24 protein-coding genes are annotated in these 25,385 nt (G+C 56.2%); 10 read left to right on the top strand and 14 right to left on the bottom strand.

Going from position 1 to position 25,385, the window contains the following annotated elements; genetic code table 11:
* Positions 1 to 93 precede the first annotated feature (93 nt).
* Positions 94 to 1,542 (bottom strand): tRNA uracil 4-sulfurtransferase ThiI, encoded by a 1,449-nt coding sequence (thiI, locus tag KGP26_RS06345; protein WP_037375262.1) that lies wholly within the window; start codon positions 1,540 to 1,542, stop codon positions 94 to 96.
* A gap of 284 nt (positions 1,543 to 1,826) precedes the next feature.
* On the opposite strand from thiI, the gene xseB reads away from it, so the two are divergent.
* From xseB to dinQ, 5 genes are all read left to right on the top strand, one after another.
* Positions 1,827 to 2,090, top strand: a complete 264-nt coding sequence (xseB, locus tag KGP26_RS06340) for an exodeoxyribonuclease VII small subunit (RefSeq protein WP_024483932.1) — start codon at positions 1,827 to 1,829, stop codon at positions 2,088 to 2,090.
* Positions 2,091 to 2,095: 5 nt separating this feature from the next.
* Positions 2,096 to 2,998 (top strand): (2E,6E)-farnesyl diphosphate synthase, encoded by a 903-nt coding sequence (gene ispA, locus KGP26_RS06335; protein WP_059200010.1) that lies wholly within the window; start codon positions 2,096 to 2,098, stop codon positions 2,996 to 2,998.
* Between the two features lie 21 nt (positions 2,999 to 3,019).
* Entirely contained in the window at positions 3,020 to 4,882 is a 1,863-nt protein-coding gene (gene dxs / locus KGP26_RS06330; RefSeq protein WP_021805492.1) for a 1-deoxy-D-xylulose-5-phosphate synthase, read from the top strand.
* 120 nt (positions 4,883 to 5,002) lie between these two features.
* On the top strand, positions 5,003 to 5,977 hold the full coding sequence (locus KGP26_RS06325; protein ID WP_223665163.1) for an aldo/keto reductase: 975 nt from the start codon (positions 5,003 to 5,005) through the stop codon (positions 5,975 to 5,977).
* A 378-nt stretch (positions 5,978 to 6,355) separates the two neighbouring features.
* Positions 6,356 to 6,451, top strand: a complete 96-nt coding sequence (gene dinQ, locus KGP26_RS30390) for a damage-inducible type I toxin DinQ (protein ID WP_368443917.1) — start codon at positions 6,356 to 6,358, stop codon at positions 6,449 to 6,451.
* Between the two features lie 57 nt (positions 6,452 to 6,508).
* Here the strand turns inward: dinQ and thiL are convergent, their stop codons facing one another.
* From thiL to nrdR, 5 genes are all read right to left on the bottom strand, one after another.
* The gene (gene thiL, locus KGP26_RS06320) at positions 6,509 to 7,489 is read right to left on the bottom strand and encodes a thiamine-phosphate kinase (protein ID WP_179252240.1); all 981 of its coding nucleotides are present in this window, start codon (positions 7,487 to 7,489) and stop codon (positions 6,509 to 6,511) included.
* Positions 7,490 to 7,534: 45 nt separating this feature from the next.
* Positions 7,535 to 7,951 (bottom strand): transcription antitermination factor NusB, encoded by a 417-nt coding sequence (gene nusB / locus KGP26_RS06315; RefSeq protein WP_021180188.1) that lies wholly within the window; start codon positions 7,949 to 7,951, stop codon positions 7,535 to 7,537.
* A gap of 21 nt (positions 7,952 to 7,972) precedes the next feature.
* Positions 7,973 to 8,443: a 6,7-dimethyl-8-ribityllumazine synthase gene (gene ribE, locus KGP26_RS06310; RefSeq protein WP_021805495.1), complete on the bottom strand. Its 471-nt coding sequence runs from the start codon at positions 8,441 to 8,443 to the stop codon at positions 7,973 to 7,975.
* Positions 8,444 to 8,563: 120 nt separating this feature from the next.
* Positions 8,564 to 9,670 carry a bifunctional diaminohydroxyphosphoribosylaminopyrimidine deaminase/5-amino-6-(5-phosphoribosylamino)uracil reductase RibD gene (gene ribD / locus KGP26_RS06305; RefSeq protein ID WP_024528648.1) on the bottom strand — a complete coding sequence of 369 codons (1,107 nt, stop codon included), beginning with the start codon at positions 9,668 to 9,670 and terminating at the stop codon, positions 8,564 to 8,566.
* A gap of 10 nt (positions 9,671 to 9,680) precedes the next feature.
* The gene (gene nrdR / locus KGP26_RS06300) at positions 9,681 to 10,130 is read right to left on the bottom strand and encodes a transcriptional regulator NrdR (RefSeq protein ID WP_021180191.1); all 450 of its coding nucleotides are present in this window, start codon (positions 10,128 to 10,130) and stop codon (positions 9,681 to 9,683) included.
* A 196-nt stretch (positions 10,131 to 10,326) separates the two neighbouring features.
* On the opposite strand from nrdR, the gene KGP26_RS06295 reads away from it, so the two are divergent.
* A complete protein-coding gene (locus KGP26_RS06295; protein ID WP_037375327.1) occupies positions 10,327 to 10,869 on the top strand; it encodes a DUF3251 domain-containing protein in 543 nt (180 codons plus the stop codon).
* Positions 10,870 to 10,919: 50 nt separating this feature from the next.
* Here KGP26_RS06295 and ttrA read toward each other — a convergent pair whose 3' ends face one another.
* Genes ttrA through ttrB form a run of 3 tightly spaced genes read right to left on the bottom strand, consistent with a single transcriptional unit; the run spans position 10,920 to position 15,785 of the window.
* Complete coding sequence (gene ttrA / locus KGP26_RS06290) at positions 10,920 to 14,003, bottom strand: tetrathionate reductase subunit TtrA (RefSeq protein ID WP_179250776.1); 3,084 nt, start codon at positions 14,001 to 14,003, stop codon at positions 10,920 to 10,922.
* On the bottom strand, positions 13,996 to 15,054 hold the full coding sequence (ttrC, locus tag KGP26_RS06285; protein WP_223665162.1) for a tetrathionate reductase subunit TtrC: 1,059 nt from the start codon (positions 15,052 to 15,054) through the stop codon (positions 13,996 to 13,998). The genes ttrA and ttrC overlap by 8 nt, the downstream gene beginning before the upstream one ends.
* Complete coding sequence (ttrB, locus tag KGP26_RS06280) at positions 15,051 to 15,785, bottom strand: tetrathionate reductase subunit TtrB (RefSeq protein WP_021805500.1); 735 nt, start codon at positions 15,783 to 15,785, stop codon at positions 15,051 to 15,053. The genes ttrC and ttrB overlap by 4 nt, the downstream gene beginning before the upstream one ends.
* A gap of 171 nt (positions 15,786 to 15,956) precedes the next feature.
* Here ttrB and ttrS point away from each other — a divergent pair, with 171 nt between their 5' ends.
* Both ttrS and ttrR read left to right on the top strand, forming a co-directional pair.
* Positions 15,957 to 17,696: a tetrathionate respiration histidine kinase TtrS gene (gene ttrS, locus KGP26_RS06275; RefSeq protein ID WP_371822708.1), complete on the top strand. Its 1,740-nt coding sequence runs from the start codon at positions 15,957 to 15,959 to the stop codon at positions 17,694 to 17,696.
* Complete coding sequence (gene ttrR, locus KGP26_RS06270; RefSeq protein WP_021180197.1) at positions 17,671 to 18,285, top strand: tetrathionate respiration response regulator TtrR; 615 nt, start codon at positions 17,671 to 17,673, stop codon at positions 18,283 to 18,285. Before ttrS ends, ttrR begins: the two co-directional genes overlap by 26 nt.
* Before the next feature lie 56 nt (positions 18,286 to 18,341).
* Here ttrR and secF read toward each other — a convergent pair whose 3' ends face one another.
* From secF to queA, 5 genes are all read right to left on the bottom strand, one after another.
* Positions 18,342 to 19,310 carry a protein translocase subunit SecF gene (secF, locus tag KGP26_RS06265; RefSeq protein WP_024483920.1) on the bottom strand — a complete coding sequence of 323 codons (969 nt, stop codon included), beginning with the start codon at positions 19,308 to 19,310 and terminating at the stop codon, positions 18,342 to 18,344.
* 10 nt (positions 19,311 to 19,320) lie between these two features.
* Entirely contained in the window at positions 19,321 to 21,168 is a 1,848-nt protein-coding gene (gene secD, locus KGP26_RS06260; protein ID WP_094981208.1) for a protein translocase subunit SecD, read from the bottom strand.
* 25 nt (positions 21,169 to 21,193) lie between these two features.
* Positions 21,194 to 21,526, bottom strand: a complete 333-nt coding sequence (yajC, locus tag KGP26_RS06255; RefSeq protein WP_021180200.1) for a preprotein translocase subunit YajC — start codon at positions 21,524 to 21,526, stop codon at positions 21,194 to 21,196.
* Between the two features lie 33 nt (positions 21,527 to 21,559).
* Positions 21,560 to 22,684 carry a tRNA guanosine(34) transglycosylase Tgt gene (gene tgt / locus KGP26_RS06250; RefSeq protein WP_021805505.1) on the bottom strand — a complete coding sequence of 375 codons (1,125 nt, stop codon included), beginning with the start codon at positions 22,682 to 22,684 and terminating at the stop codon, positions 21,560 to 21,562.
* Positions 22,685 to 22,756: 72 nt separating this feature from the next.
* Positions 22,757 to 23,827 carry a tRNA preQ1(34) S-adenosylmethionine ribosyltransferase-isomerase QueA gene (gene queA / locus KGP26_RS06245; RefSeq protein ID WP_021805506.1) on the bottom strand — a complete coding sequence of 357 codons (1,071 nt, stop codon included), beginning with the start codon at positions 23,825 to 23,827 and terminating at the stop codon, positions 22,757 to 22,759.
* A gap of 117 nt (positions 23,828 to 23,944) precedes the next feature.
* On the opposite strand from queA, the gene KGP26_RS06240 reads away from it, so the two are divergent.
* Both KGP26_RS06240 and KGP26_RS06235 read left to right on the top strand, forming a co-directional pair.
* The gene (locus KGP26_RS06240) at positions 23,945 to 24,526 is read left to right on the top strand and encodes an ACP phosphodiesterase (protein WP_037375264.1); all 582 of its coding nucleotides are present in this window, start codon (positions 23,945 to 23,947) and stop codon (positions 24,524 to 24,526) included.
* A gap of 230 nt (positions 24,527 to 24,756) precedes the next feature.
* Entirely contained in the window at positions 24,757 to 25,359 is a 603-nt protein-coding gene (locus tag KGP26_RS06235) for a peroxiredoxin C (RefSeq protein ID WP_037375265.1), read from the top strand.
* Positions 25,360 to 25,385: the final 26 nt, after the last annotated feature.

Genomic DNA, 25,385 nt, shown 5'->3' with positions numbered 1-25,385 from the left:
TTCGAGGGGAAAGAGAAAAAAAGAGGATCAAGCAGAGGAAGTGGTCAAGGATAGCAACACCAGAGAAACGGCATTGCTACCCTGCAACGCAGATTACGGGCGGTAGACTTTAACGTTAGCGTAGCCCTGCTCCAGCAGGTACAGCGCTTGCAAACGGCTCATTACGCCGCGCTCACAGTACAGCAGATAGGTTTTGCTCTGATCGAGATCGGCAAACTGCGTGCCTAACTTGTAGAACGGCAGCAGTTTGACTTCCACCTGCGCCAATTGCAGCGGCTTCTCTTCCTGCTCGTCCACCGAGCGGATATCCAGGATCACTTCGTTAGCGCTGAATTCAGCCACGGTTTCTACTTCGGCGACCTGCTGACTGGTTTCTTCTGCGATAGTGCGGATATCGACGTTACGCGCTTCGCGCACCACGCGATTGAGGATCTCGAAGTCAAAGTGCCCTTCTTCCTCTTCAATCCTGGTTTTGATTGCCTTGACCGTCGGGCTTTTTGAGATCACACCACAATATTCCGGCATGGTCTTGGCAAAGTCTTCAGTGCCGATTTCACGCGCCACGTTGATGATGTGCTCTTTATCATGCGAGATCAGCGGGCGCAGGATCAGGGTATCGGAGGCGTTATCGATCAGACGCAGGTTGGTCAGGGTCTGGCTGGAAACCTGGCCCAGCGCTTCGCCGGTCACCAAAGCCTGCACATCATAACGTTCAGCAACCTGGGAAGCGGCACGTACCATCATGCGTTTGAGCACCACGCCCATTTGACCATCGTCGACCTTTTCCAGGATCTCACCGACCACCGGTTCGAAATCGATCGCCACAAAGCGCACCTTGTGTGAGCTGCCGAAGCGGTTCCACAGATAGTAGGCAACCTGCTTGACGCCAATTTCGTGCGCCGCGCCACCCAGATTAAAGAAGCAATAATGTACACGGCAGCCACGGCGCATCAGCATATAACTGGAAACACCAGAGTCAAAACCGCCGGAAATCAGTGACAGCACATCTTCCTGAGTGCCAATCGGGTAGCCGCCAATGCCTTCGCGGCGCGCCTTGACCAACATCAGCTTGTCGTCATCGATCTCCAGATTTACCGTCACCTGAGGGCGAGAAAGTTTGACGCGCGCGCTTTCAATATGCTGGTTCAAACCGCCACCAACGTAACGCTCTACATCCTGCGAGCTGAACTCATGCTTGCCGCGGCGTTTCACCCGCACGCAGAAGGTCTTGCCTTCCAGTTGCTCGCGGTAGGTTTCCAGCGTCTGTTCAAAGATGTGGTGGACATCGGTATAGGCGCGATCTTCCACTTCCAGGATATGGTGAATACCGGGAATACGCGTCAGAGCATCGGCAATCACCGGGCGCTGATCTTCGTTTTTGGCACGCACCTCGATAAAATCCCAGTGACGGACAACCGCCAGAGTTTCATCATACTGCTTCAGGACGTTACGGATGTTGGTAGTCAGGATCTTAATAAAGCGCAAGCGCACAGATTGACTCTTGATGGTGATTTCCGGGAACAATTTAATGATAAACTTCATGGCGGTCTTTATAGTCTGATGAAAATTAGGCAATACCTCTGCCCTATGGGTTTCAGCGGCCGTGGTTAGCTGCCACTGCAAGGCTATTAGGTATACAATGGCGATAAGATTGATAAAATCGCGGGCTGGCCGAGCTTTTATCAATCTTATCTGGGCGCGAAGTATATCACTATCTGTATGCGCGCCGTGCACAAAACCACATAGACGTGCCATGATTTGCTAATCAAGATCCGCTAGGATAGGCTCGGGCCCCACTGTTCACATGATGATGTAAAAAGAAAACTATGGCGAAAAAACCTGCACAATCAGACAGTAAAGAGCAAAGCATCAGCTTTGAGAATTCTCTGAGCGAACTCGAGAGTATCGTAACCCGGCTGGAATCTGGCGAGTTGCCTCTGGAAGATGCGCTTAATGAGTTTGAGCGTGGCGTCCAATTGGCTCGCCAGGGCCAACAGAAGCTGCAACAGGCGGAGCAGCGAGTACAGATCCTGCTCAACGACCAGAACGACGATGCCGCACTGACCCCTTTTACCCCGGACGCTGAGTAATTACGATGTCTGAGTTCCACGATCAGTTACAGGCCTTCCATCAGCGCAGCGATCGCGCACTGCTTGGCTATATCGCTCCGCTGCCGTTCAATGATGGCAAAATGGTTGAGGCGATGCGTCACGGCGCCTTACTGGGCGGTAAACGACTACGGCCTTTCCTGGTTTACGCCACCGGGCAAATGTTTGGCCTGAGCCTGGAGAATCTGGATGCCCCAGCGGCGGCGGTGGAATGCATCCATGCCTATTCGCTGATCCATGACGATCTGCCAGCGATGGATGACGACGATCTGCGCCGCGGCCAGCCAACCTGCCATATCAAATTCGGGGAAGCTAACGCGATTCTGGCGGGCGATGCCCTTCAAACGCTGGCTTTCTCGATCCTGGCCGACGCAGACATGCCCGATGTAGCCCTGCGCGATCGGCTGGCGATGATTTCCGAACTGGCCAAAGCCAGCGGCGTTGCCGGTATGTGCGGTGGCCAGTCGCTGGATCTGGAAGCCGAAGGTAAGCAGATCGATCTACAGGCACTAGAACAGATCCACCGCCATAAAACCGGCGCGCTGATCCGTGCCGCGGTTCGCTTGGGGGCTTTGGCCGCCGGTGAGCCGGGCCGTGCTGCACTCCCTGAACTTGACCGTTACGCGGCCGCCATAGGGCTGGCGTTTCAGGTGCAGGACGATATTCTCGACGTCGTGGGCGAAACCGAAAAAATCGGTAAGCGCCAAGGCTCCGACCAACAGCTTGGCAAGAGTACCTACCCTGCACTACTTGGGCTTGACAGCGCCAAGTTAAAAGCGTGGGATCTCTATCAGGAAGCCTTGGCCGCATTAGACTCGTTGGCCACACAATCTTATAACACCGCACCGTTACGTGCATTGGCCAACTTCATTATTGAACGCGACAATTAACTCCTCTGATATGAGTACTGAATGAGTCTTGATATAGCCAAATACCCGACCTTGGCCTTAGCGGAAAATCCTGAAGAGCTCCGCTCATTGCCAAAAGAAAGCCTGCCGAAGTTGTGTGATGAACTGCGGCAATACCTGCTGGACAGCGTCAGCCGCTCCAGTGGCCACTTTGCGTCTGGGCTGGGTACCGTCGAGCTGACGGTGGCACTGCATTACGTCTACAACACTCCTTTCGATCACCTGGTTTGGGACGTTGGCCATCAGGCTTACCCACACAAGATCCTGACCGGTCGGCGTGACCGCATCTCGACCATCCGCCAGAAAAACGGCCTGCACCCTTTCCCGTGGCGCGCCGAAAGTGAATATGACGTGTTGTCCGTTGGCCACTCTTCAACCTCGATCAGCGCGGGTCTTGGTATGGCCGTGGCCGCCGCGCGTGAGGGCAAAAACCGCCGTACCGTCTGCGTGATAGGCGACGGTGCCATCACCGCAGGCATGGCGTTCGAAGCCATGAACCACGCTGGCGACATCACCCCGGATATGCTGGTGGTGCTGAACGATAATGAAATGTCGATCTCCGAAAACGTCGGAGCGTTGAATAATCATCTGGCGCAGCTGCTGTCTGGCAAGCTCTACTCCACGCTACGCGAAGGCGGCAAGAAGGTACTCTCCGGCGTACCGCCGATCAAAGAACTGCTCAAGCGTACCGAAGAACACCTCAAAGGCATGGTGGTCCCCGGCACGCTGTTTGAAGAGCTGGGCTTTAACTACATTGGCCCGGTAGACGGGCATGACGTGCAGGGATTGGCCGCTACGCTAAAAAACATGCGTGACCTGAAAGGCCCGCAGTTACTGCATATCATGACCAAGAAAGGCCGTGGCTATGCTCCGGCAGAAAAGGATCCGATCAGCTTCCACGCGGTGCCAAAATTCGATCCGGCCAGCGGCACCCTGCCAAAAAGCGCTGGCGGCCTGCCAACCTATTCCAAGATCTTTGGTGAATGGCTGTGTGAAACGGCGGCCAAAGACAGCCAACTGATGGCGATCACGCCAGCCATGCGCGAAGGTTCCGGCATGGTGCAGTTCTCCCGCGACTATCCGCAGCAATATTTCGACGTGGCGATCGCCGAGCAGCATGCGGTGACTTTCGCCGCCGGATTGGCGATTGGTGGATACAAGCCGGTGGTGGCGATTTACTCTACCTTCCTGCAGCGCGCCTACGATCAGGTGATCCACGACGTGGCGATCCAGGAGCTGCCGGTGATGTTTGCCATCGACCGCGGTGGGATTGTCGGTGCAGACGGCCAGACCCACCAGGGCGCCTTTGATCTTTCGTTCCTGCGCTGCATCCCGAACATGGTGATCATGACGCCAAGTGATGAAAACGAATGCCGCCAGATGCTGTACACCGGTTATCACCATAACACGGGCCCAAGTGCGGTACGCTACCCACGGGGCAACGGTACGGGTGCAACGCTGGAACCTCTGGCCGCATTGCCGCTCGGTAAGGGCATCGTGCGTCGCGAAGGGGAAAAGATTGCCATCCTCAACTTTGGTACCCTGTTGGCGGAAGCCGCTCAGGTCGCCGAAGCGATGAACGCTACGCTGGTAGACATGCGTTTTGTCAAACCACTGGACGAACAGCTGGTGCTGGAAATGGCCGCCAGCCACGAAGTGTTGGTGACGCTGGAAGAGAACGCCATTATGGGCGGCGCTGGCAGTGGGGTTAACGAACTGCTGATGGCCAAACGTCGTGTCGTGCCCGTACTGAATATTGGCCTGCCGGATTACTTTATCCCACAAGGAGGCCAGGAAGAGATCCGCAGCGATCTGGGCCTGGATGCGGCCGGTATTCAGCGCCAGATCGAAACCTGGTTGGCATGATTTAACCAAAAGGGCGTCCCACTGGGCGCCCTTATCAATCCCACCCTTCAACGCCACGCCCATCATTTCTGCATCATTTTCCGCTACAGTTATTTTTTGAACGGTACACAGGAGAGAGGCATGAAATATCTAAAGTTAGGTAACACCGATCTCAACATTTCCCGCATCTGTTTGGGTTGTATGACCTATGGCGAACCCTCACGTGGCAACCACGCCTGGACGCTGCCGGAGGAAAGCAGCCGCCCGTTGATCAAGCAGGCGCTGGATGCGGGCATCAACTTCTTTGATACCTCCAACAACTATTCCGATGGCAGCAGCGAGGAGATCGTTGGCCGGGCAATGCGCGACTTTGCTCGCCGCGACGAGGTGGTGATTGCCACCAAAGTCTATAACGCCATGAGCAACCTGGAGCGCGGCCTGTCACGCCCCAAGATCATGCAGTCGATCGACGACAGCCTGCGGCGTTTGAGTACCGACTACGTCGATTTACTGCAAATCCACCGTTGGGACTATGAAACCCCGATCGAAGAAACGCTGGAAGCCCTGCATGACGTAGTAAAAGCGGGTAAAGCACGCTATATCGGGGCCTCTTCGATGTACGCCTGGCAGTTTGCCAAGGCGCTGTACACCGCCGATCTGCACGGCTGGACACGTTTTGTCAGCATGCAGGATCAGTACAACCTGATCCAACGGGAAGAAGAGCGCGAAATGCACCCGCTATGCGCCGCCGAAGGGATTGCCGTACTTCCCTGGAGCCCGCTGGCTCGTGGCAGACTCACACGCCCCTGGGGCGAAACTACAGCGCGTCTGGTCAGCGACCTATATGGCAAAACCTTGTATGACGCTACCGAAGGGGTTGATGCCCTGATTGCCGAGCGCGTAGCCACTATTGCTGAAGAGCGCAGCGTTTCGCGAGCGCAAATCGCCCTGGCATGGCTGCTGAGTAAACCAGTGGTTACCGCGCCGATTATTGGTGCCTCACGCAGCGAACACTTGGTCGATGCCTTAGCCGCCGTTGATCTGGAGCTAACATCGCAAGAGATTGCAGAATTAGAAACGGCCTATGTGCCACATCATCTGGTCGGCTTTGAATAGCAACTGAGGCGTACTCCAAAATGCAAAAACCCGACTGGTGAGGTCGGGTTTTTGCGTTTCGGCCGATACTCTGACCAGGGTAGAACTATCCCTAACTAACACGGGCCAGTATAAGACAAAAGATTGAGAGGTGCAAATTCGTACAATTTGACGCTCGTTTTTTACTCACCCCTCCGATATAATCAGGAGGTTAGTCATAGTGATAGTTAAACTTTGGCCTTTCGCAGCGTGGGATAGACGTCTTCAAGTCCTGGCTGAAATACAGGTGGTGCTGATTTCAGTGCTCTGGCCGGAGTTGAACTATCCCTAACTAACATTCGGGATAAACCGTTGTGACAGGCAGCGTATGAGTAAGCAACGGCGTTCTCACTCCACTTGATGGAGAAACGGATGAAAACTTTGATTGATAAAGTTCTCATCGTTCTTAAAGCGCTGGTTGCGCTGCTGGAACTGATCCGCCGGCTCATCGATTGATGACTGTGGAAACGTAGCTAAGGTCGGGGGTTTGCCGCCTCCGACCTTTAATAATAACTATTGAGCGCTCCCGAAGTGATCGTAACCACTCCAAGGCAGTTCAACCTCTTGCTGATCGCGGTAGAACTTCATCCCTTCAGACTGCGGGCCGATCTGGCCAATACAGGTGTAATCCGCACCTAAATGGCTTAATGCCACTTCCAGCGCACCCCGATTGATCTCTGGCACGGTGAAGCACAGTTCATAATCTTCACCGCCGGTCAGCGCCCAGCGCAACGCCTGATCTTCATCGGTATTGCTGGTCAGCGTCTGCGACAGCGGCAACTCATCCAGCTCGATACGGGCACCGCACTCAGAGGCGTTCAGCACGTGTCTCAGATCGGAAATCAGACCGTCGGAGATATCGATCGCCGAGCTGGCCAAATCACGCAGCGCCTGGCCTTGCAGCACACGCGGATGCGGGCGCAGATGGCGCGCCAACAGATATTGTTGAGCAGCCCGATCGCTCACTTGCAAACGATCCTGCAGGATTGCCAGCCCGGCGGCGCTGTCGCCCAGCGTACCGGTCACGTAAATCCAGTCGCCAATACGCGCGCCGCTGCGGGTTAGCGCCCGCCCGACCGGGATATGGCCGTGGATCGTCAACGTCATGCTCAGCGGGCCACGGGTAGTGTCGCCGCCAATCAGTTGCATGCCGTAGTAATTCATCTGTTCGAACAGGCTATCGCTGAACGCCTTGAGCCACTCTTCGTTCACTTCCGGCAACGTCAACGCCAGCGATAGCCACGCGGGATCGGCGCCCATTGCGGCCAGGTCGCTCAGGTTAACCGCCAGGGCTTTATAACCGAGATCGGCGGGATCGATATCCGCCAGGAAGTGAATACCCGAAACCAGGGTATCGGTACTGATGGCTAAAAGCTGTTTTTCCGGCACTGTAAGCAGTGCGCAGTCATCGCCAATGCCGAGCTGTACGTCGCGGCGCACACTTTTGAACCGGTCAAAATAGCGGGCAATGAGATCAAATTCGCCACATGCCATAATTCGTCTTCCAAAGAAGTAAGGCCGGTTTCCCGGCCTTATATTTTATTTTTTCCTACGGATGCTGGGGGCTGCTTTATCCAGCACGCCATTGACAAACTTGTGGCTATCTTCTGCGCCGAAGGTTTTCGCCAGTTCGATCGCTTCGTTGATGGCCACTTTGTAAGGGACGTCTTCACGCATTTTCAGCTCGAACAGCGCAATGCGCAGTACGGCTCTTTCCACCTGGCCCAATTCTTCGAGCTGGCGCGACAGGAAGGGGGCCATCAGGCCATCCAGCATACCTGCGTTGACTGCCACACCGGACAGCAGCTCACGAAAATAGGCGACGTCAACATCTTTGACATCCTGCTCCGTCAGGAACTGGTGTTCAACATCGGCAATGTCATTTTTAGACAACTGCCAAGAGTAAATCGCTTGAACAGCGCACTCACGAGCGCGACGACGAGCAGCAGGTTTCACGGAATTCCCCTTAAACTAAATTCAGGCTTTAATAGCTTTGATTACATTAATCATTTCAAGTGCGGTCAGGGCGGCTTCTGCGCCTTTGTTGCCCGCTTTGGTGCCGGCACGCTCGATCGCTTGTTCGATGCTTTCGGTGGTCAGCACGCCAAAGGCAACCGGGATCTCGGTATTCATAGAGACTTGGCCCAGACCGGAGCTGGCTTCGCCCGCCACATATTCGAAGTGCGCGGTGCCCCCACGGATCACCGTACCCAGAGCAATCACCGCATCGTATTTACCGGTGTTAGCCAGCACGCGTGCGGTTAATGGCAGCTCGTAAGCGCCTGGGACCCAAACAACGGTGATGTTGTCATCAGCAACCTGGCCGATACGCTTCAGTGCATCAATGGCACCTTGCAGCAGGCTGTCGTTGATGAAATTGTTAAAACGTGCAATTGCGATCGCCACACGGGCATTTGGAGTAGCAACAACACCTTCGATAACTTTCATGGGCTTTCCTTAAAAATGGGTTCAATACCCCGCAGGGGGGCGGATTCTATCATATTCTTTGCCCGGCTGCGCGGCGCTTTTGTAAAACGCGGCTGCACCGGCAGGCAAAGGTTACATTCTCTATTTGGCGGTTAACCGCAAGCGCAGATCGGGGCCAATCTGACGCACCTCGCTAAAGACAAACTCAGGCGCATCGGCCAAGTGCGTCAGCCCCGGTAGTTGACACAGCCCACGGGCATTATCCCCCAATAGTTTGGGCGCGATGTACAAGACGAGCTCATCCACCAGCCCAGCCTGCAGCAGCGCACCGGCAAGCTGTGCGCCCGCCTCGACCCAGATGCTGTTCACCTGGCGCTTGGCCAGTTGCATCATCATTACCACCAGATCGATACCGCCGCCGTGCAGTGGGAAAGATAATTGCTCTACCCCTGCTGGCCAAACCCGATCGTCTGGCTGCTGGCGTGCCAACCAAGTCATCCCCGGTTGCTGCACGACCCGGTGCTGAGGCGTGACCCGGTTCTGGCTGTCCAGAATAATCCGTAGCGGCTGGCGCAGGCTGTCACGCGGATAAATCTGCTGGGTTTCACTGCTCAGTTCATCCCAGCGCACCGTTAGCGAAGGATCGTCGGCCAACACGGTTGCGCTGGTGCTGAGGATCGCCGAACTGGCCGCCCGCAACTCCTGTACATCCCGCCGGGCCTGCGGTGAGGTGATCCACTGGCTTTCCCCCGAGGCCATCGCCGTACGGCCATCCAGTGAAGCGCCCAGCTTGAGCTGCACATAGGGAAACCCGGTGCGCATACGCTTGAGGAACCCCAGATTGACCGCTTCCGCCTCTGCCAGCATTACGCCGTGGCGCACTTCGATGCCCGCCTGTTGCAGCTTGTATAGTCCACGCCCGGCAACCTGCGGATTAGGATCTTGCATGGCTGCCACCACGCGGCTGACTCCCGCGGCAATCAAAGCATCTGCACAAGGTGGCGTACGGCCATGGTGGCTACAAGGTTCCAGCGTGACATAGGCCGTGGCCCCCCGCGCCTTTTCCCCCGCCATGCGCAAAGCGTGTACTTCCGCATGCGGCTCACCGGCCCGCAAATGGAAGCCTTCACCCACAATGCTGCCATCGCGCACGATCACGCAGCCCACGTTCGGGTTCGGCGTGGTGGTAAAACGCCCCAGGCGCGCCAGCTCAAAGGCGCGCGCCATATAGAATTCGTCGTTTTGCATGCGGATCCTGTTAATCCTGCAGTTTGGCGATCTCTTCGCCGAATTCGCGAATGTCTTCAAAACTGCGATATACCGAAGCGAAGCGGATATACGCGACCTTATCCAGCTTCTTCAACGCATCCATCACCAGGTTGCCGACCATTTTGGTGGGCACTTCACGCTCGCCGGTAGCACGCAGCTGGGATTTGATGTGGTTGATGGCGTTTTCTACGTCGTCGGAGCTGACCGGGCGCTTTTCCAGCGCTTTCAGCATGCCACGGCGCAGTTTATCTTCGTTGAACGGTTCGCGAACCTCATCACTTTTGATCACTCGTGGCATTACCAGTTCGGCCACTTCAAAAGTGGTAAAACGTTCATTACACACCAGACATTGGCGACGACGGCGCACCTGCGATCCATCACCCACCAGGCGGGAATCAATCACTTTGGTATCAACGGCAGCGCAGAAAGGGCAATGCATAACTCGTCCTGATAAGCGTTTACATAGTTGAGCACAGTTTACCCCGAACTAACGCCACAACAAAGACCGCCGGGCATTTGTTGCGAATTGCGTCCATCATTGAGTAATAAAGCACCCCTAAAAGGCACTGGACATGACTTTGGCCAGCGATCGGTCTAAGCTGGTAGCCAGTGTGATTGAAGAGGAAATTGCCGTTATGACAATCCGTTATCGTCAGGTTTGTCTGCTCACCGCCATGATCCTGCTGGCCGGTTGTGCACAGAACCGCGAAGTGCCGAAACTCACCAACCAGGTGGTTGAGCTGAAACAGGTGCTGGGGGAGTTGACCGAGCAGGCGACCGCCCTGGAGCGCCAAAATCGGCTTAACCAAAGCTCAACCAGCGGCGTCTACCTGCTACCAGCCGCCAATAATGCCGCCAGATTACACAGCAGCGTGGGTGAGCTTAGCCTGTCGCTCAACTATGTGAAGAGCGAGGCCAACGGCAGCCAGGCAATACTGTATGTGCGTACGCTCTCAGGCCAATATCTGCCAGGCTTTACCGCTACGTTGGAGTGGGGCCAGCTGGATGCCGCAACCGGTATGCCTCTGACCGCGCAGGCGCAGTCGCAACAAATTCAGAGCGCCAGTTCGCTGCTGCCAAAAACCGAGCAAATCTTTGAACTGCGCCTGAGTGGCGTAACGCCATCGCAACTGGGCTATATCCGTGTGCATAGCATAGAGCCCATTGCTCAACGTTGATACGACGAGTCACCCAATCCCCGTTGTTCACGGGGATTGGGCCAGCAAGATTAACCCAAACGCTGCAGCTTTGCTGGTAACCCCTGCCGTACCGCCGCCCCGCTGACCCAGTCCAGCCAGCTATTACCGACTTCGCGAGTCGGATCGGCCAGCCCCAGATCGTTGAGGTTGATCCCTGCGGCAATGCGTGGATCCGATGCCAATGCCTGCCCATCCAGCGAATGAACCCGAGCCCCCATTTCACGATGCCCATAACCGTGTTCAATGGCAATCACGCCCGGCATGACCCCGTCGAGCAAGCTGATTTGCGCTTCCACGCTGCCGCCCGGCGTCTGCAACCTGACCCGGTCGCCATGTTGTAACCCATAGCGCTCGGCATCTAGCGGGTTGAGCGCGACCAGATTAACCGCCTTCACGGCCCGCAAACGCTCGATAGGAGCAGTTGAGCTGCTCATCAGGTGCGACTTGAACGACATCAGCCGGAACGGCCACGCCTCGCTCGGGTAGTGCTGCGCCACGTCGGAGCCGTCGGCAAAACGTGGTGGATAATAGGTTGGACAGCCGCTATAGCGCTCCCCGGTCATGGCATGGCGATGGCGTGCCACCTCTTCATTCCAGATATTCAGCCCCTGCTTCCACTGCGGACCGGTCGCCTCCCCTTGCCAAGCCTGCTCATGAGGCGCGAAACGGCCACCACGCGCCAGCACATAGCCCACCCGCAGCCGCTCGTCCGGTTTCAACACCTGATTCAGCGCCGGTTGCAGACGATCAACGCCGGTCAGGCGCAGCTCGCTCTCCGTCGCCTCAGGCACTGGCTCACCGGCAAACGCCACGTTGGCCGCTGCACGCAGGTAGTAATCTTCGGCACAATGCAGCCCGCAAGGGTTACCTTGCGCATCCTGCAACGCCCCGTCGCCGAATCCCGGCAGCCCCATGGCCTTCGAGAGCGCAATAACAAAGCTCTCCAGCGCGATCGGCTGCCCATCCGCCGTCTTGGCTGTTCGCGCAGGCACCACTGGCCAACGGGCGGTACTGGCCTTGACCATTACGCCAGACCAAGGGGAGGTAAATCCCCAACTTTCAAAGTTATGCGTATCCGGCACGATATAGTCCGCCAACGCGCTGGTTTCGTTAATAAAGGCGTCGACGGAAATGAACAGCGGCAGATGCTGCGGATCCTTCAGCCTGCTCTCCACCACGTCGCGCAACCCAGCTACACCATAGAGCGGGTTGCCCATGTGATTGATCCAGGCTTTCAGCGGATAAGGGTATCCCATCAGCGCCGGAGCTAGCTGCTCGGTAAACTGACCAGCCACAAAGGGATACCACGGCCCCCGCGCCGGATAAGGATTGACACCTTGTTCCACCTTGCGGCGATATTCATCTGACTTTTCGTACGCCTGCTTACTGCGCGACAGCACCAATCCTTTCGGCTTCACCATCTCAGGGAAAGTGGCGAGATTGTAGCGTGGCCCTTCGGCAAACTCCTTGAACTTGCCGCCGCCTACTGAAACGCCCCCCTTGAGATTAAGGTTACCGATCAGCGCATTGAGCATCATCACCGCCCAGCTGCTATAGAAACCGTTGCCGCTCATCATGCCGCCATGGGAGATCACTGCCGCCTGCCGCTGATAGGACGTAAACTCCTTGGCCAACGCCGCAATGGTTTCAGCGCTAACGCCACACTGGGCGCTGTATTCAGCCAGAGTAAAGCGTTGCGCCGCCAATTGCAGACAACGCAAGCTGGAGCGCACCCGTACCGATGAGCCATCGGCCAGTTGAACCTGCTGCTCAACCAGCAGTTGTCCACGCATGGCCTCGGTGGCGGGCATTGGTTCGTTTCGCTGTGCGTCCCACACCAAGGCAGGGCTTTCCTCATCACCGCCAGCCCCACCTACCAGATGTGACTTACGCAGGAACTGGCCGCACAGAGGATGATCGTCATCGATCACCACCAGATGCGTGGCATTCGACCAGCTTTTTTCACCGGCCGCCTGCATGGCCGCCTCGCCGGGTAACGCCAGATAATCGGCGTTATAACGCTCCTGGTCGATAATCCAACGGATCATGCCCATCGCTAGCGCTGAGTCCGTCCCCGGCAGTACCGGCACCCAGCGGTTATGATCGTTGGCCAGCGTGGTGGTCAACGGCAGCGCCGGGGCTACCACCACATAGCGGAACTCATCGCGCAGGCGGGCATTGGCTAACTGACGCCCCTGCCGTTTGAACGGGTTACCGGACTGTGCGGGTGACGTCCCCAGAAACAGTGCAAAGCGCAGATGATCCCAGTCGGGTTTCACATGGGCGTTTTTGTCCAGATCGCCCATCAGCGCTCCGGAACCTGCCCGATAGGCTAGACCACAGTAAGCGCCATGATGGCCGAAGTTGCGCGTGCCAAAGGCGTTTTGTGCAAAGCGTTTGATAAAGGTATCCCGCCCCTCATCACCTGCGTTGGTGACCAGCAGTTGGTTAGCCTTCGGCCCAAGCGTTGGCTGTGCCGGATCGAGCGGCGTTTGCAGATCGCGGATGGCCCGTAATCCCTCCACTGGCCCTTCACCAAACAGATCGCCGCCTTCAACCACTTCCTTGATCAGTTGTTCAAAACTGATGCGCTGCCACTGCCCGCCACCGCGCGGCCCTACCCGTTTCATCGGTTCCAGCACCCGGTAGGGGCTGGTCAGCCCTTCCAGCAGAGTGGCACCGCGAGCACAAGCGGTTGAGCGCTGTTCCAGACCAGCATCACCGCCTAGCCGGTTGAGCGCATCACTCACGGGCAAACGATAAGGAAAATGATGATCGTGCGACAGCGGATGATAGGGGTTACCCGCTACGCGCAGTATCTGATTGCTGTCACGATCGACCCGCACCCGTAGGCCGCACAGCGTCCAGCAGCCAAAACATTGTGTCATGGAAACTGCCTGCTGCGGATTGGCCTGCCAGCCTTCGGGATGCTGACGGCCTTCTGGCGGTAACGCATTGGCACTGATCCGGTCCAGCGTCAGTTTTCCACTGCTGCCGTCACGCAGGCCGGTAAACACCTTTTGCACCATTTCGCTGTAGCTGGCACCAAACACGGCCAGCCCACCCAAAGCGAGCCCGCCTTTCAACCACTGACGACGCGTTGACTTAGCCATAGCGTTTTTTCTCCATCAACCCATGCTGTAATTCACGAACCCCGATGATCAATGCCAGCCACAGCCCGAAGGTTCCGAGGATGGCCAATAGCCCCTCGCTGCCGAGCGGTAACACATAGGGGTTGAACAATATATTGAACTTGGGCAGTGTCTGGGTTTGCATCAGCAGCATCCAGCGCACGCCCCAACAGAGCAACAACGCTGCCACGCATTGTGCTAACAGACCTGCCGTCCCTAGCGCCCGATGACGCGATCGCCAAGCCGAAACCAGCAATAGCAGGATCAAGACGGCAAATGTGCTGCCAACCCATGACCAAGCGCTCCCCTGGGTGGGTAACTGACGCAACGCAGCAGCGGAGTCACTACCGTCCAACCACCAGCCCAGGCTGGAGAGGCACAGCAACAGCAGAGAGATCCCTTGATAGCGTGCCAAGCGCGATTGCCATTGCGGTTCGTGACGTAACCAGTAGGCCAGCATTGGCGGAACGGCCTGCATAGCGGTGAGCAGCAATAGCCAAGGCAACCACAGGCTGTACCACAACGGTTGTGAACGCAGCACGGACACTTCGCGGCCGGTATAGAGCAAGATGCTGACGGCTGAAAGCAGCGTGGACAAGGCTATCCAGCGCAACCATTTCTCTTCTTGCCAAGCGGGCCAGATCTGTAACCAGCGCGCCCAAAATGGCAGGGCTTTTGCCCTCAGTTGGCAACGCAGCAGCAAAATGAAATAGGCCATTACCAGCAAGGTAAACAGCGGCAAAAACACCGAGCCAAGAGACATCCACGACCAAGGTGCAAAATGGGCATAGAAGTGCCAGATTCGAGCGGGCTGATGTAAATCCGCACTCAGAGCCAACGGAGCCACGGTGCCGCTCACCACCGCCAACGAAACGGCGGTCAACTCCAGCCGAGATGCCTCAGACGCTGAACGCCAGCGTAGCCAGGCCGCAATGGCAATGCTGCTACATGCCAGGCCGATGAAAAAGAAATACTGTACCGCCCAGGGCAACCAGGCGATCTCCTGTGGGCGAGCCATCACTTCGCGGATCATGAGTGTACCTCCTGCCACAGCGCCGGTTGTCCCCGGACATGGCTGACAAAAGCCTCATCCAGCCCCAGATAAAACACCTGCGGGTGCGTCCCCTGCTCGGGTTTCAGCACCTTTAGTTCCCCTCGATGCTGTTCCAGCATGCGCCTTAAAGTGCCTTGTTCATCGTTGAGATCGCCGATCATGCGCGCACCGCCGACGCAGGATTCCACGCAGGCAGGCAACAGTCCGGCATCCAGGCGGTGGACGCAGAAGGTGCATTTATCCGCGGTTTGGGTTTCATGGTTGATAAAGCGCGCCTCATAGGGGCAGGCTTGCACACAGTAGGCGCAGCCGACACAGCGCGTGTTATCAATCACCACAATGCCGTCCTCACGCTGGAAGGTCGCCTGTACCGGGCAGACCGGCACGCATGGCGGGTTATCACAATGATTGCACAGGCGCGGTAGCAGCACGTTGGTGGGGATACGCTGGCTATCCGTGACGACCTGATACTGCAGCACACTGGTGCGAAACTGCCCCTGCGGCAGCTGATTTTCTATCGCGCAGCTAACCGTGCAGGCCTGGCAGCCAATACAGCGGCGCAGATCGATCAACATTGCCATACGCTTTTTGCCGTCGCCTTCACGCCGCTCGGGTTGCAGCTGCCAGCCGGAGTGCGCCAGCGGTACCAATGCGGCTCCTGCGGTCAGGACACCGAGGCGTTGTAAAAATTGCCGTTTTCCACTATCCATTGATTTCTCCCAAAAAGTATCAACCGGGGAGCTGATACAAAGGAGTGTAAAAGTGGCGTACGACCGTCCATATTGTGGTTTACCACATTCCCTACTGCGGCTTGATCCAGGACAATTCCTGCTGGCGATCGAGATCATAAAAATGGAGATGATGTGAAAAAGGCAGTACTGATGATCTTGCTATGCGGTTGGTTGAGCCCGGCCTTGGCGGGGCAATGGACTATCGCCGTGCTGGCATTACGCGGCGATACACATGCGCTGGCCCAATGGCAGCCGTTAATTAACCATCTCAACCGTCAGTTCCCAGACGAAAGCTTTCAACTGTTGCCGCTGAACCTGGCCGATATGGGGGAAGCCGTCAGCAACGGCCAGGTCGATTTTCTGCTCACCAACCCGGCGCAGTATATTCAGTTGGACAATAGTTATCCGTTACGCTGGTTGGTGTCCTTACGCTCCGGGAAAAATCAGCAGAACGCTTCAAACAACGTAATAGGCAGCGTGATATTGGTACGCCGCGATAGCCCAGTGATCAACGCCGATCAGCTCACCGGAAAAAAAGTGGGCGCGGTCTCCCCTGACGCCTTTGGCGGCTATCTTCTGGGCTATAAGGAACTGTTGGCCGCCGGCGTACATCCGGAAAAAGATCTGCAACTGCACTTCAGCGGTTATCCGGTGGACGCCCTGCTTTATCTGCTGCGCGATCGGGCACTGGACGCGGCCATAGTGCCGGTTTGTCTGCTGGAAGAGATGGAGAAAGAGGGATTACTCAAAGCCAATGATTATCGTGCCCTGCTGGCCAAACCCAGCGCACAGCCCTGCCTGACCAGTAGCGTGCTTTATCCCAACTGGTCGTTTGCCGCCTTGAACCACGTACCCGATCCCCTGGTCGACGAGCTGACCCGCCAACTGTTGCAAATGGATACCCCAGGTCTCCCTGCCTGGGGCGCTCCCGCCTCATCTCGCCAGGTAGATCAATTGCTGCGCGATCTGGATCGCCATCCGGCACAGCGTTCACTCTGGCAAGAGATACACAGTTGGGCATTGCAACATCTGCTCCTGCTTGGCGCGCTCGCCGGGGGCATGCTACTGCTTGGCACTAACCACCTGTGGATCGGCCACTTGGTACGCCAGCGTGGGCGCGAGCTAGAACAAATGCATCTGACGCTGCGGGCCAGAGAAGCGGCGCTAGCCCGGGCGCAACGTCTCAGCACTCTGGGTGAGATGGCCTCCGGCTTTGCTCACGAACTTAACCAGCCTCTGGCGGCAATACGTCACTATGCCGAAGGCTGCCGTATTCGCCTTGAACGCAGCGATCCGCAGCACGAGCTGTTGCCGATCCTCGAACAGATTGGCCAACAGGCGCAGCGCGGGGCAGAAATCATCGTCAATCTGCGCCAATGGGTCAGCAAAACGCCACACCATGAGAGCGCACAATGGCTAACGCTGCGCCCCCTGGTGGAAAACGTCATCAAGCTGATGCGCATCGAACAGCATTACCCTCAGTGCCAGTTGGCCATCATCATCGCCCCGAAAAGCCAGTTGTATAGCCAGGCCACGCTGTTGGAGCAGGTGCTCACCAACTTGTTAAGTAACAGCCTGCAGGCCGGTTCACAGCAGATCACCCTGAGGCTGGAAACCGATGGCGATCGCCAGACGCTGATACTGGAAGACGATGGCGGCGGCCTCAGCGCCGAACAGTTAGCACAGCCGTTCGTGCCTTTTCGCAGTACTAAATCTGAAGGTCTTGGCCTGGGGCTGGTGATCTGCCAGCGGCTGCTAAGGAGCCAGCAGGGGGAGCTGACGCTGGAAAATTATTCGATATCGCCACAACGGCAGGGGCTACGCGTTACCCTGCTCTTCCCTGGGATCAAAAAGGAAACACGCCATGGCGCTGATACATCTGGTCGATGACGATCTGGCAGTCACCGACGCCAGCCGCTTTTTACTCGAAGGGTTGGATTACCGGGTGAAGATCTGGAACGACAGCCAAAGCTTTATCGACCAAGTCGACCCTTACCAATGCGGCGTCGTGATGCTGGATATTCGCATGCCGGGGATCGATGGGCAGCAAATCCATCAGCGGCTACGCGAGCGGGAAAGTACGCTGGCAGTAGTGATCGTTACCGGCCATGGCGATATCGCCATGGCGGTAGCAGAGATGAAATTGGGGGCGTTGGATTTCCTGCAAAAGCCGATTGCCACCGCACCGCTGATCGCCGCGTTGGAACGGGGGATCGCCCATTCTCAACGCCAAGTGGAGCGCTACCAGTTGCAGCAGCGTTACAGTACGCTAACCTCACGCGAGCGTGATATCGCTAGCGGCGTTGCCGCCGGAATGACCAACAAGGCCATCGCCGATCGTTACTTCGTTGCCGTACGCACCGTCGAGGTACACCGCTCTAAAGTGATGGAGAAGATGCAGGCCACCAGCCTGGCGGAATTGGTGAGCTCGCTGAACCTGCTGGCTGCACAGGAGCAAAAAAAATGCCGGTCAGCGTAAACTGACCGGCATCGGGTTCAGACGGTGCGTGGCTTACTCAGCCACATACCGGGCAATCACGGCAGGATCGAAGGCTGATCGGCGCCCTCTTTCTCCACTTTCTGCTGCAGCATGTGTTCGCGTTTCATACCCAGTTTCAACGCCAACGCAGAGGCGACGTAGATAGAGGATATGGTACCGATAGACACGCCGATCAGCATGGTCAGGGAGAAGCCCTGCAGCATCGCGCCGCCGAAGATGTACAGCATCAGAACCACCATCAGCGTAGTGGCGGAGGTCATGATGGTACGGCTCAGCGTCTGCGTCAGCGAGACGTTCATGATTTCGTAAGGCGTACCGCGACGGATCTTGCGGAAGTTCTCACGAATACGGTCAGATACCACGATACTGTCGTTCAGCGAGTAACCGATCACCGACATCAAGGATGCCACGATGGTCAGGTCAATCTCGATATGGAACAGCGACAGCACGCCCATGGTGATGACCACGTCGTGCGCCAGGGCGATAACGGCCCCCGCGGCCAAACGCCATTCAAAACGGAAGCCCACGTAAATCAGGATACAGATCAACGCCACCAGCAGCGCCATGCCGCCGGTTTGTGCCAGTTCTGCCCCTACGCTCGGGCCAACGAATTCAATACGCTTGACGGACGCATTCTTATCGACCGATTCGTTGATCACGCCAATAACTTTGTTACCCAGTTCCTGGCCTGCAGTACCGACCGCCGGTGGCATACGCACCATCACGTCACGGCTGCTGCCAAAGTTCTGGATAATCGGGTCCTGGAACCCGGCTTTTTCCAACGTATCGCGCATCAGGTCCAGATTCGCGGGTTGTTCCAGAGTAATTTCAATCACCGTACCACCGGTGAAATCCAGACCCCAGTTAAACCCACGCACGGACATGGTGGCGATCGACGCTACCAACAGCACCAAAGAGATGCCGAAGGCCACGTAATCCCAGCGCATAAAGTCATAGACTTTACGGCCGTAGTTGAGTTGTTCAACAGTATAATCCTGTGCCACAACGCACTCCTCAGATAGACAGCTTGTTAATGCGCTTGCCGCCGTAAAGCAGGTTGACGATGGCACGGGTACCGACAATCGCGGTGAACATGGACGTCGCCACACCGATTGCGGTGGTAATTGCAAAGCCCTTGATCGAACCGGTACCGACTGCGTACAGAATGATCGCGGTGATCAACGTCGTGACGTTGGCATCAACGATACTGGAGAACGCGCCTTTATAGCCCTCATGGATCGCCTGCTGAATGGATCGCCCATTCTTCAGCTCTTCCTTGATACGTTCGTTTATCAGTACGTTGGCGTCAACCGCCACCGCCAGCGTCAGCACGATCCCGGCAATCCCCGGCATGGTTAGCGTCGCCCCTGGTAGCAGAGACATCACGCCAACGATCAACACCAGGTTAGCCATCAGCGCGGTAGAGGCGATCAGGCCAAACTTGCGGTACCAGACCACCATAAAGACGATCGAAGCCACCAGGCCCCACAGGCAAGCTTCCAGGCCCTGGGTGATGTTCTGTTGCCCCAAGGTTGGACCTATGGTCCGCTCTTCCACGATCTGGATAGGCGCAATCAACGCACCGGCACGCAGCAGCAGCGACAGCTGACGTGCTTCGTTCGGGTTGCTGATACCGGTGATACGGAAGCTGTTACCCAGACGTGACTGAATGTTCGCCACGTTGATCACTTCTTCCTGCTTCACCAGCACGGAACGGCCGTTGGCATCTTTCTTGCCGCTGTCTTTATACTCCACGAACAGCGTCGCCATTGGCTTGCCAATGCTGTCTTTGGTGAAGTTGGACATGGCAGTACCACCAGCGCTGTCCAGTGAGATATTGACCTGCGGCTGGTTGTACTCATCGGTGCTGGAGGTGGAGTCTGTAATGTGGTCACCGGTCAGGATGACACGCTTGTACAGCACAACCGGTTGGCCTTCACGGGTGTATTTCACCTCGGAGTCACCCGGCACACGGCCATTGGCCGCAGCGGTCGCATCCGCGTTGGTGTTCACCAGACGGAATTCCAGCGTAGCGGTCGCACCCAAAATTTCTTTGGCGCGCGCAGTATCCTGGATACCCGGCAACTCAACGACGATACGATCGGCACCCTGGCGCTGTACCAACGGTTCGGCAACGCCGAGCTGGTTAACACGATTACGCAGGATGGTAATGTTCTGCTGCACCGCATACTCACGCGCTTCGCTCAGGCGAGCGTCGGTCATCGTTGCTTTCAGGGTGTTGGTGCCGTTGGCAGAAAGCACCAGATCGCGCTGACGTGGCGTCATGTAGCTGATGGCTTGATCGCGAGCGGCATTGTCACGGAAGCGGACTTCCACGCCGTTGTTGTCCAACTTGCGGATCGCAGCGTAAGGAATGCCCTTTTCACGCAGTTCGCTGCGCAGGGTATCCATGGTTTGTTCTTGCAACTTGCTCAGCGCGGTGTCCATGTCGACTTCCATCAGGAAGTGCACGCCACCACGTAAATCCAGACCCAGCTTCATCGGCTCGGCGTTGAGCATCGCCAGCCAGGCAGGCGTTGCCGGGGCAAGGTTCAATGCGACGACATATTTGTCACCCAGCTCCGCCATCAAGGCTTCACGGGCGCGCAGCTGAACGTCAGGATCTTTAAAGCGAGCCAGGATGGCGCCGTTTTCCAGCGCAATCGACTTGCTCGCAATGTTGTCTTTTTCTAATACAGTACGGACTTGGTCCAGCGTAGTTTCACTGGCGGCGACTCCGCGCGCGCCAGTGATCTGTACGGCCGGATCCTCTCCGTAAATGTTGGGAAGCGCATATAGCAGTCCGACGAGGATCACCACGATCAACATCAGATACTTCCACAGAGGATAACGGTTTAGCACGGCAGTTCCCTTAGGGAAAACAAAATTACAGGGCCTTCATAGTACCTTTCGGCAGAACGGCCGCCACGAAGTCACGCTTGATCATCACTTCCGTGGTGTCATTCAGCGCGATGGCAATGATACCGGTATCTGCCACTTTAGTGACACGGCCAATCAGGCCACCGGTGGTCAACACTTCATCACCCTTGCCGATGGAGTCCATCAGTTTTTTGTGCTCTTTAGCACGTTTCTGCTGTGGGCGCAGGATCATGAAATAGAAGATCAGGCCAAACACCACCAGCATAATGATCAAAGAGTACGGGCTACCCTGAGATGGAGCCCCTGCTGCTGCCACTGCATCGGAAATGAAAAAGCTCATTAAAATTCCCTCATTAAATTTTCAATTATTAATTCAAGCGTTTAAAGGTGGTATCGGTTTACCGATCCGACCATAAAAATCCGCCACAAACAGCTCTAATTTACCCTCTTCAATGGCCTGGCGTAAACCCGCCATCAAACGTTGGTAATAGCGCAAGTTATGGATGGTGTTCAATCGGGCACCGAGAATTTCGTTGCAACGATCGAGATGATGCAAATAGGCACGACTATAATGGCGACAAGTATAGCAGTCACACTCACTGTCCAGCGTGGAGGTATCATCCTTGTGCTTGGCATTACGGATTTTTACCACACCGTCCGTCACGAACAAATGGCCGTTACGGGCATTACGCGTTGGCATCACGCAGTCGAACATGTCGATGCCGCGACGCACGCCTTCAACCAGATCTTCCGGCTTGCCAACCCCCATCAGATAGCGTGGCTTATCTTCTGGAATTTGTGGGCAAACGTGTTCAAGAATGCGATGCATATCCTCTTTTGGCTCACCTACCGCCAAACCGCCCACAGCGTAACCATCAAAGCCGATCTCCACCAGCCCTTTTACCGATACATCACGTAAATCTTCGTAAACGCCGCCTTGAATAATACCGAATAACGCATTGTTGTTATTCAGTTCATCAAAACGCTGGCGGCTGCGCTGCGCCCAACGCAGAGACATTTCCATCGAACGCTTGGCATAGTCCCAATCCGCCGGGTAAGGCGTGCATTCGTCGAAAATCATCACGATGTCAGACCCCAGGTCGTACTGGATCTCCATCGATTTTTCCGGGCTGAGGAACACCTTATCGCCGTTGATTGGGTTACGGAAATAAACGCCTTCCTCTTTAATCTTGCGCATCGCCCCCAGGCTGAACACCTGGAAACCACCGGAGTCGGTCAGGATCGGCCCGTGCCACTGCATAAAGTCATGCAGATCGCCGTGCAGCTTCATGATCTCCTGCCCTGGGCGCAGCCACAGGTGGAAGGTGTTACCCAACAGGATCTGCGCACCGGTGTCTTTCACCTCTTCCGGCGTCATACCTTTGACCGTGCCATAGGTCCCCACCGGCATAAAGGCCGGGGTTTCCACTACGCCACGCTCAAAGACCAGGCGGCCGCGACGAGCACGGCCATCGGTTGTCTGTAATTCGTACTTCACAAAACCTCCAGCGTCAGAGATACAGTCTGACGTCATTAAAACAGGACCACGCAGTGTGCGTAGCCCGGGAATTTATTCCCCGACGGATTCGCTTTCCGCCAGTGGATTACGGCTGATAAACATCGCATCGCCGTAGCTGAAGAAACGGTACTGCTCGGCCACCGCCTGATGATAGGCGTTCATGGTGTTTTTATAGCCGGCAAACGCCGAAACCAGCATGATCAGGGTGGATTCCGGCAGGTGGAAGTTGGTGACCAGCGCATCGATCACCTGATAGTGATATCCCGGATAGATAAAGATGCTGGTATCGCCGAAGAAGGGCGCGATCAGCGCATCCTGGCAGGCATTGGCCGCGCTTTCCAGCGAACGCACCGACGTGGTGCCCACGGCAACCACCCTTTTGCCCCGCGCCTTACAGGCTAATACCGCATCCACCACATCCTGCGGCACTTCGGCGTATTCCGCATGCATCACATGCTCTTCAATGGTTTCTACCCGCACCGGCTGGAAGGTGCCAGCGCCAACGTGCAAGGTGACAAACGCCATCTCAATGCCCTTGGCGCGCAGCGCAGCCAACAGCGGCTCATCAAAATGCAGGCCAGCAGTCGGGGCCGCTACGGCACCTGGCTTTTCGCTGTAGACGGTCTGATACAGTTCGCGGTCGGCGTCTTCATCCGGACGATCGATATACGGCGGCAGCGGCATATGGCCCACCGCGTTGAGGATGGTGAACACGTCACGATCGTCGTTAAAGCGCAGTTCGAACAGCGTGTCATGGCGCGCGACCATGGTGGCGGCAATGCTTTCGTCATCGCCCAGCAGCAGTTCGGTACCCGGCTTGGGGGATTTAGAGGCACGCACATGGGCCAGCACCCGATGATCGTCCAACACCCGCTCGACCAGCACTTCTATCTTGCCGCCGCTGACCTTGCGGCCAAACAGGCGCGCCGGGATCACGCGGGTATTGTTGAACACCAGCAGATCGCCCGCTTCCAGGTTATCCAGCAGATCGGTGAACACGCCGTGCGTCAGGCCTCCGCTTGGCCCGTCCAGCTGCAGCAAACGGCAACCGCTGCGCTCAGGCTGTGGATAGCGGGCAATTAAAGACTCGGGGAGCTCAAAAGAAAAATCGGCGACGCGCATGGGTATTCACTTCTTCAGCTAGCTAATTGGGAAAAAACAGGCGGTACAGTCTAAAGCCGCGGGCGACAAGCAGCAAGGAATAAGGAGGAATTGCATGACTTGGGTTATAGTTGGCAGATGAATTTTCTCGCTCATCTCCATTTGGCCCAGCTTGCGGAAAGCTCGCTGCTTGGCAACCTGCTCGCCGATTTCGTGCGCGGCAACCCCGCAGGTGATTACGATCCGGCGGTCGTGGCTGGCATCATGATGCATCGGCGCGTCGATGTTCTGACCGATATCCAGCCGGAAGTCAAAGCCTGCCGTGACTTTTTCAGCCCGCAATTCCGCCGTGTCGCCCCCATTACGCTCGACGTGGTCTGGGATCACTTTCTGGCTCGCCACTGGCAACAGCTTGAGCCAACCTGCAGCTTACGTACCTTCACCCAACAAGCTCGCAGCGTGATTGTGCCGCACCTGCCGCAAACGCCGCAGCGTTTCCAGAATCTGAACAGCTATCTTTGGCCCGAACGCTGGTTGGAACGTTACGCCGAGCTGCCGTTTATCAGCGATGTATTGGCAGGCATGGCTAGCCGCCGCCCACGGCTGGCCGCATTGGCTGGCTCCTTTGCCGACGTGGAACGCCAGTATCATCAGCTTGAAACACAGTTCTGGCAGTTTTATCCTCGTATGATGGAACAGGCCAGAAACAAGTCATTGTGATCGCCGGATAAAAAACCCTATTACTCATTCAGTTAAGGGAATGTGGCTTTTTGTCCTTGCCCTTTTGTACGAAAAGGTTATTTTGAAAGACTGCTGAATTTATTCTCTCGGTTTGATAGGTGGAAGCTATCTCATTGATTGGTCTTTCACCCTTCCCTCACCGAGTGGTGGCCCTTATACTGGCCCCTGCTTTTACATCAACCCATTGAACTACTATTACAGGAGTAATTATGGTCCTGGTAACTCGTCAAGCCCCTGACTTCACCGCTGCAGCCGTTTTAGGCAATGGCGAAATCGTAGAAAACTTCAACCTGAAGAAGCACCTGAACGGCAAACCAGCCGTACTGTTCTTCTGGCCGATGGACTTCACCTTCGTATGTCCTTCTGAGCTGATCGCTTTCGATCACCGCTATGAAGAGTTCCAGAAGCGCGGCGTTGAAGTTGTAGGCGTTTCCTTCGACTCAGAATTCGTCCATAACGCATGGCGTAAAACCCCTGTCGACAAAGGCGGCATCGGTGAAGTGAAATACGCAATGGTTGCTGACGTTAAGCGCGAAATTCAGAAAGCTTACGGCATCGAACACCCAGAAGCGGGCGTTGCCCTGCGTGGTTCTTTCCTGATCGACAAGAACGGCGTTGTTCGTTCCCAGATCGTGAACGACCTGCCAATCGGCCGTAACATCGACGAAATGATCCGTACCGTTGACGCGCTGCAATTCCACGAAGAGCACGGCGAAGTGTGCCCAGCTCAGTGGGAAAAAGGCAAAGCAGGTATGGGCGCATCTCCAGACGGCGTAGCTAAATACCTGTCTGAGAACGCTTCCAAGCTGTAATTTCAGCCTGTAAGTGTCAGAATCGG

Origin of the sequence: Serratia sp. JSRIV002, assembly GCF_019968725.1 — a bacterium.
Taxonomy (GTDB): domain Bacteria; phylum Pseudomonadota; class Gammaproteobacteria; order Enterobacterales; family Enterobacteriaceae; genus Chania; species Chania fonticola_B.
The sequence above is the reverse complement of the archived record's forward strand: the minus strand, read 5'-3'. Positions and strand labels throughout refer to the sequence as shown.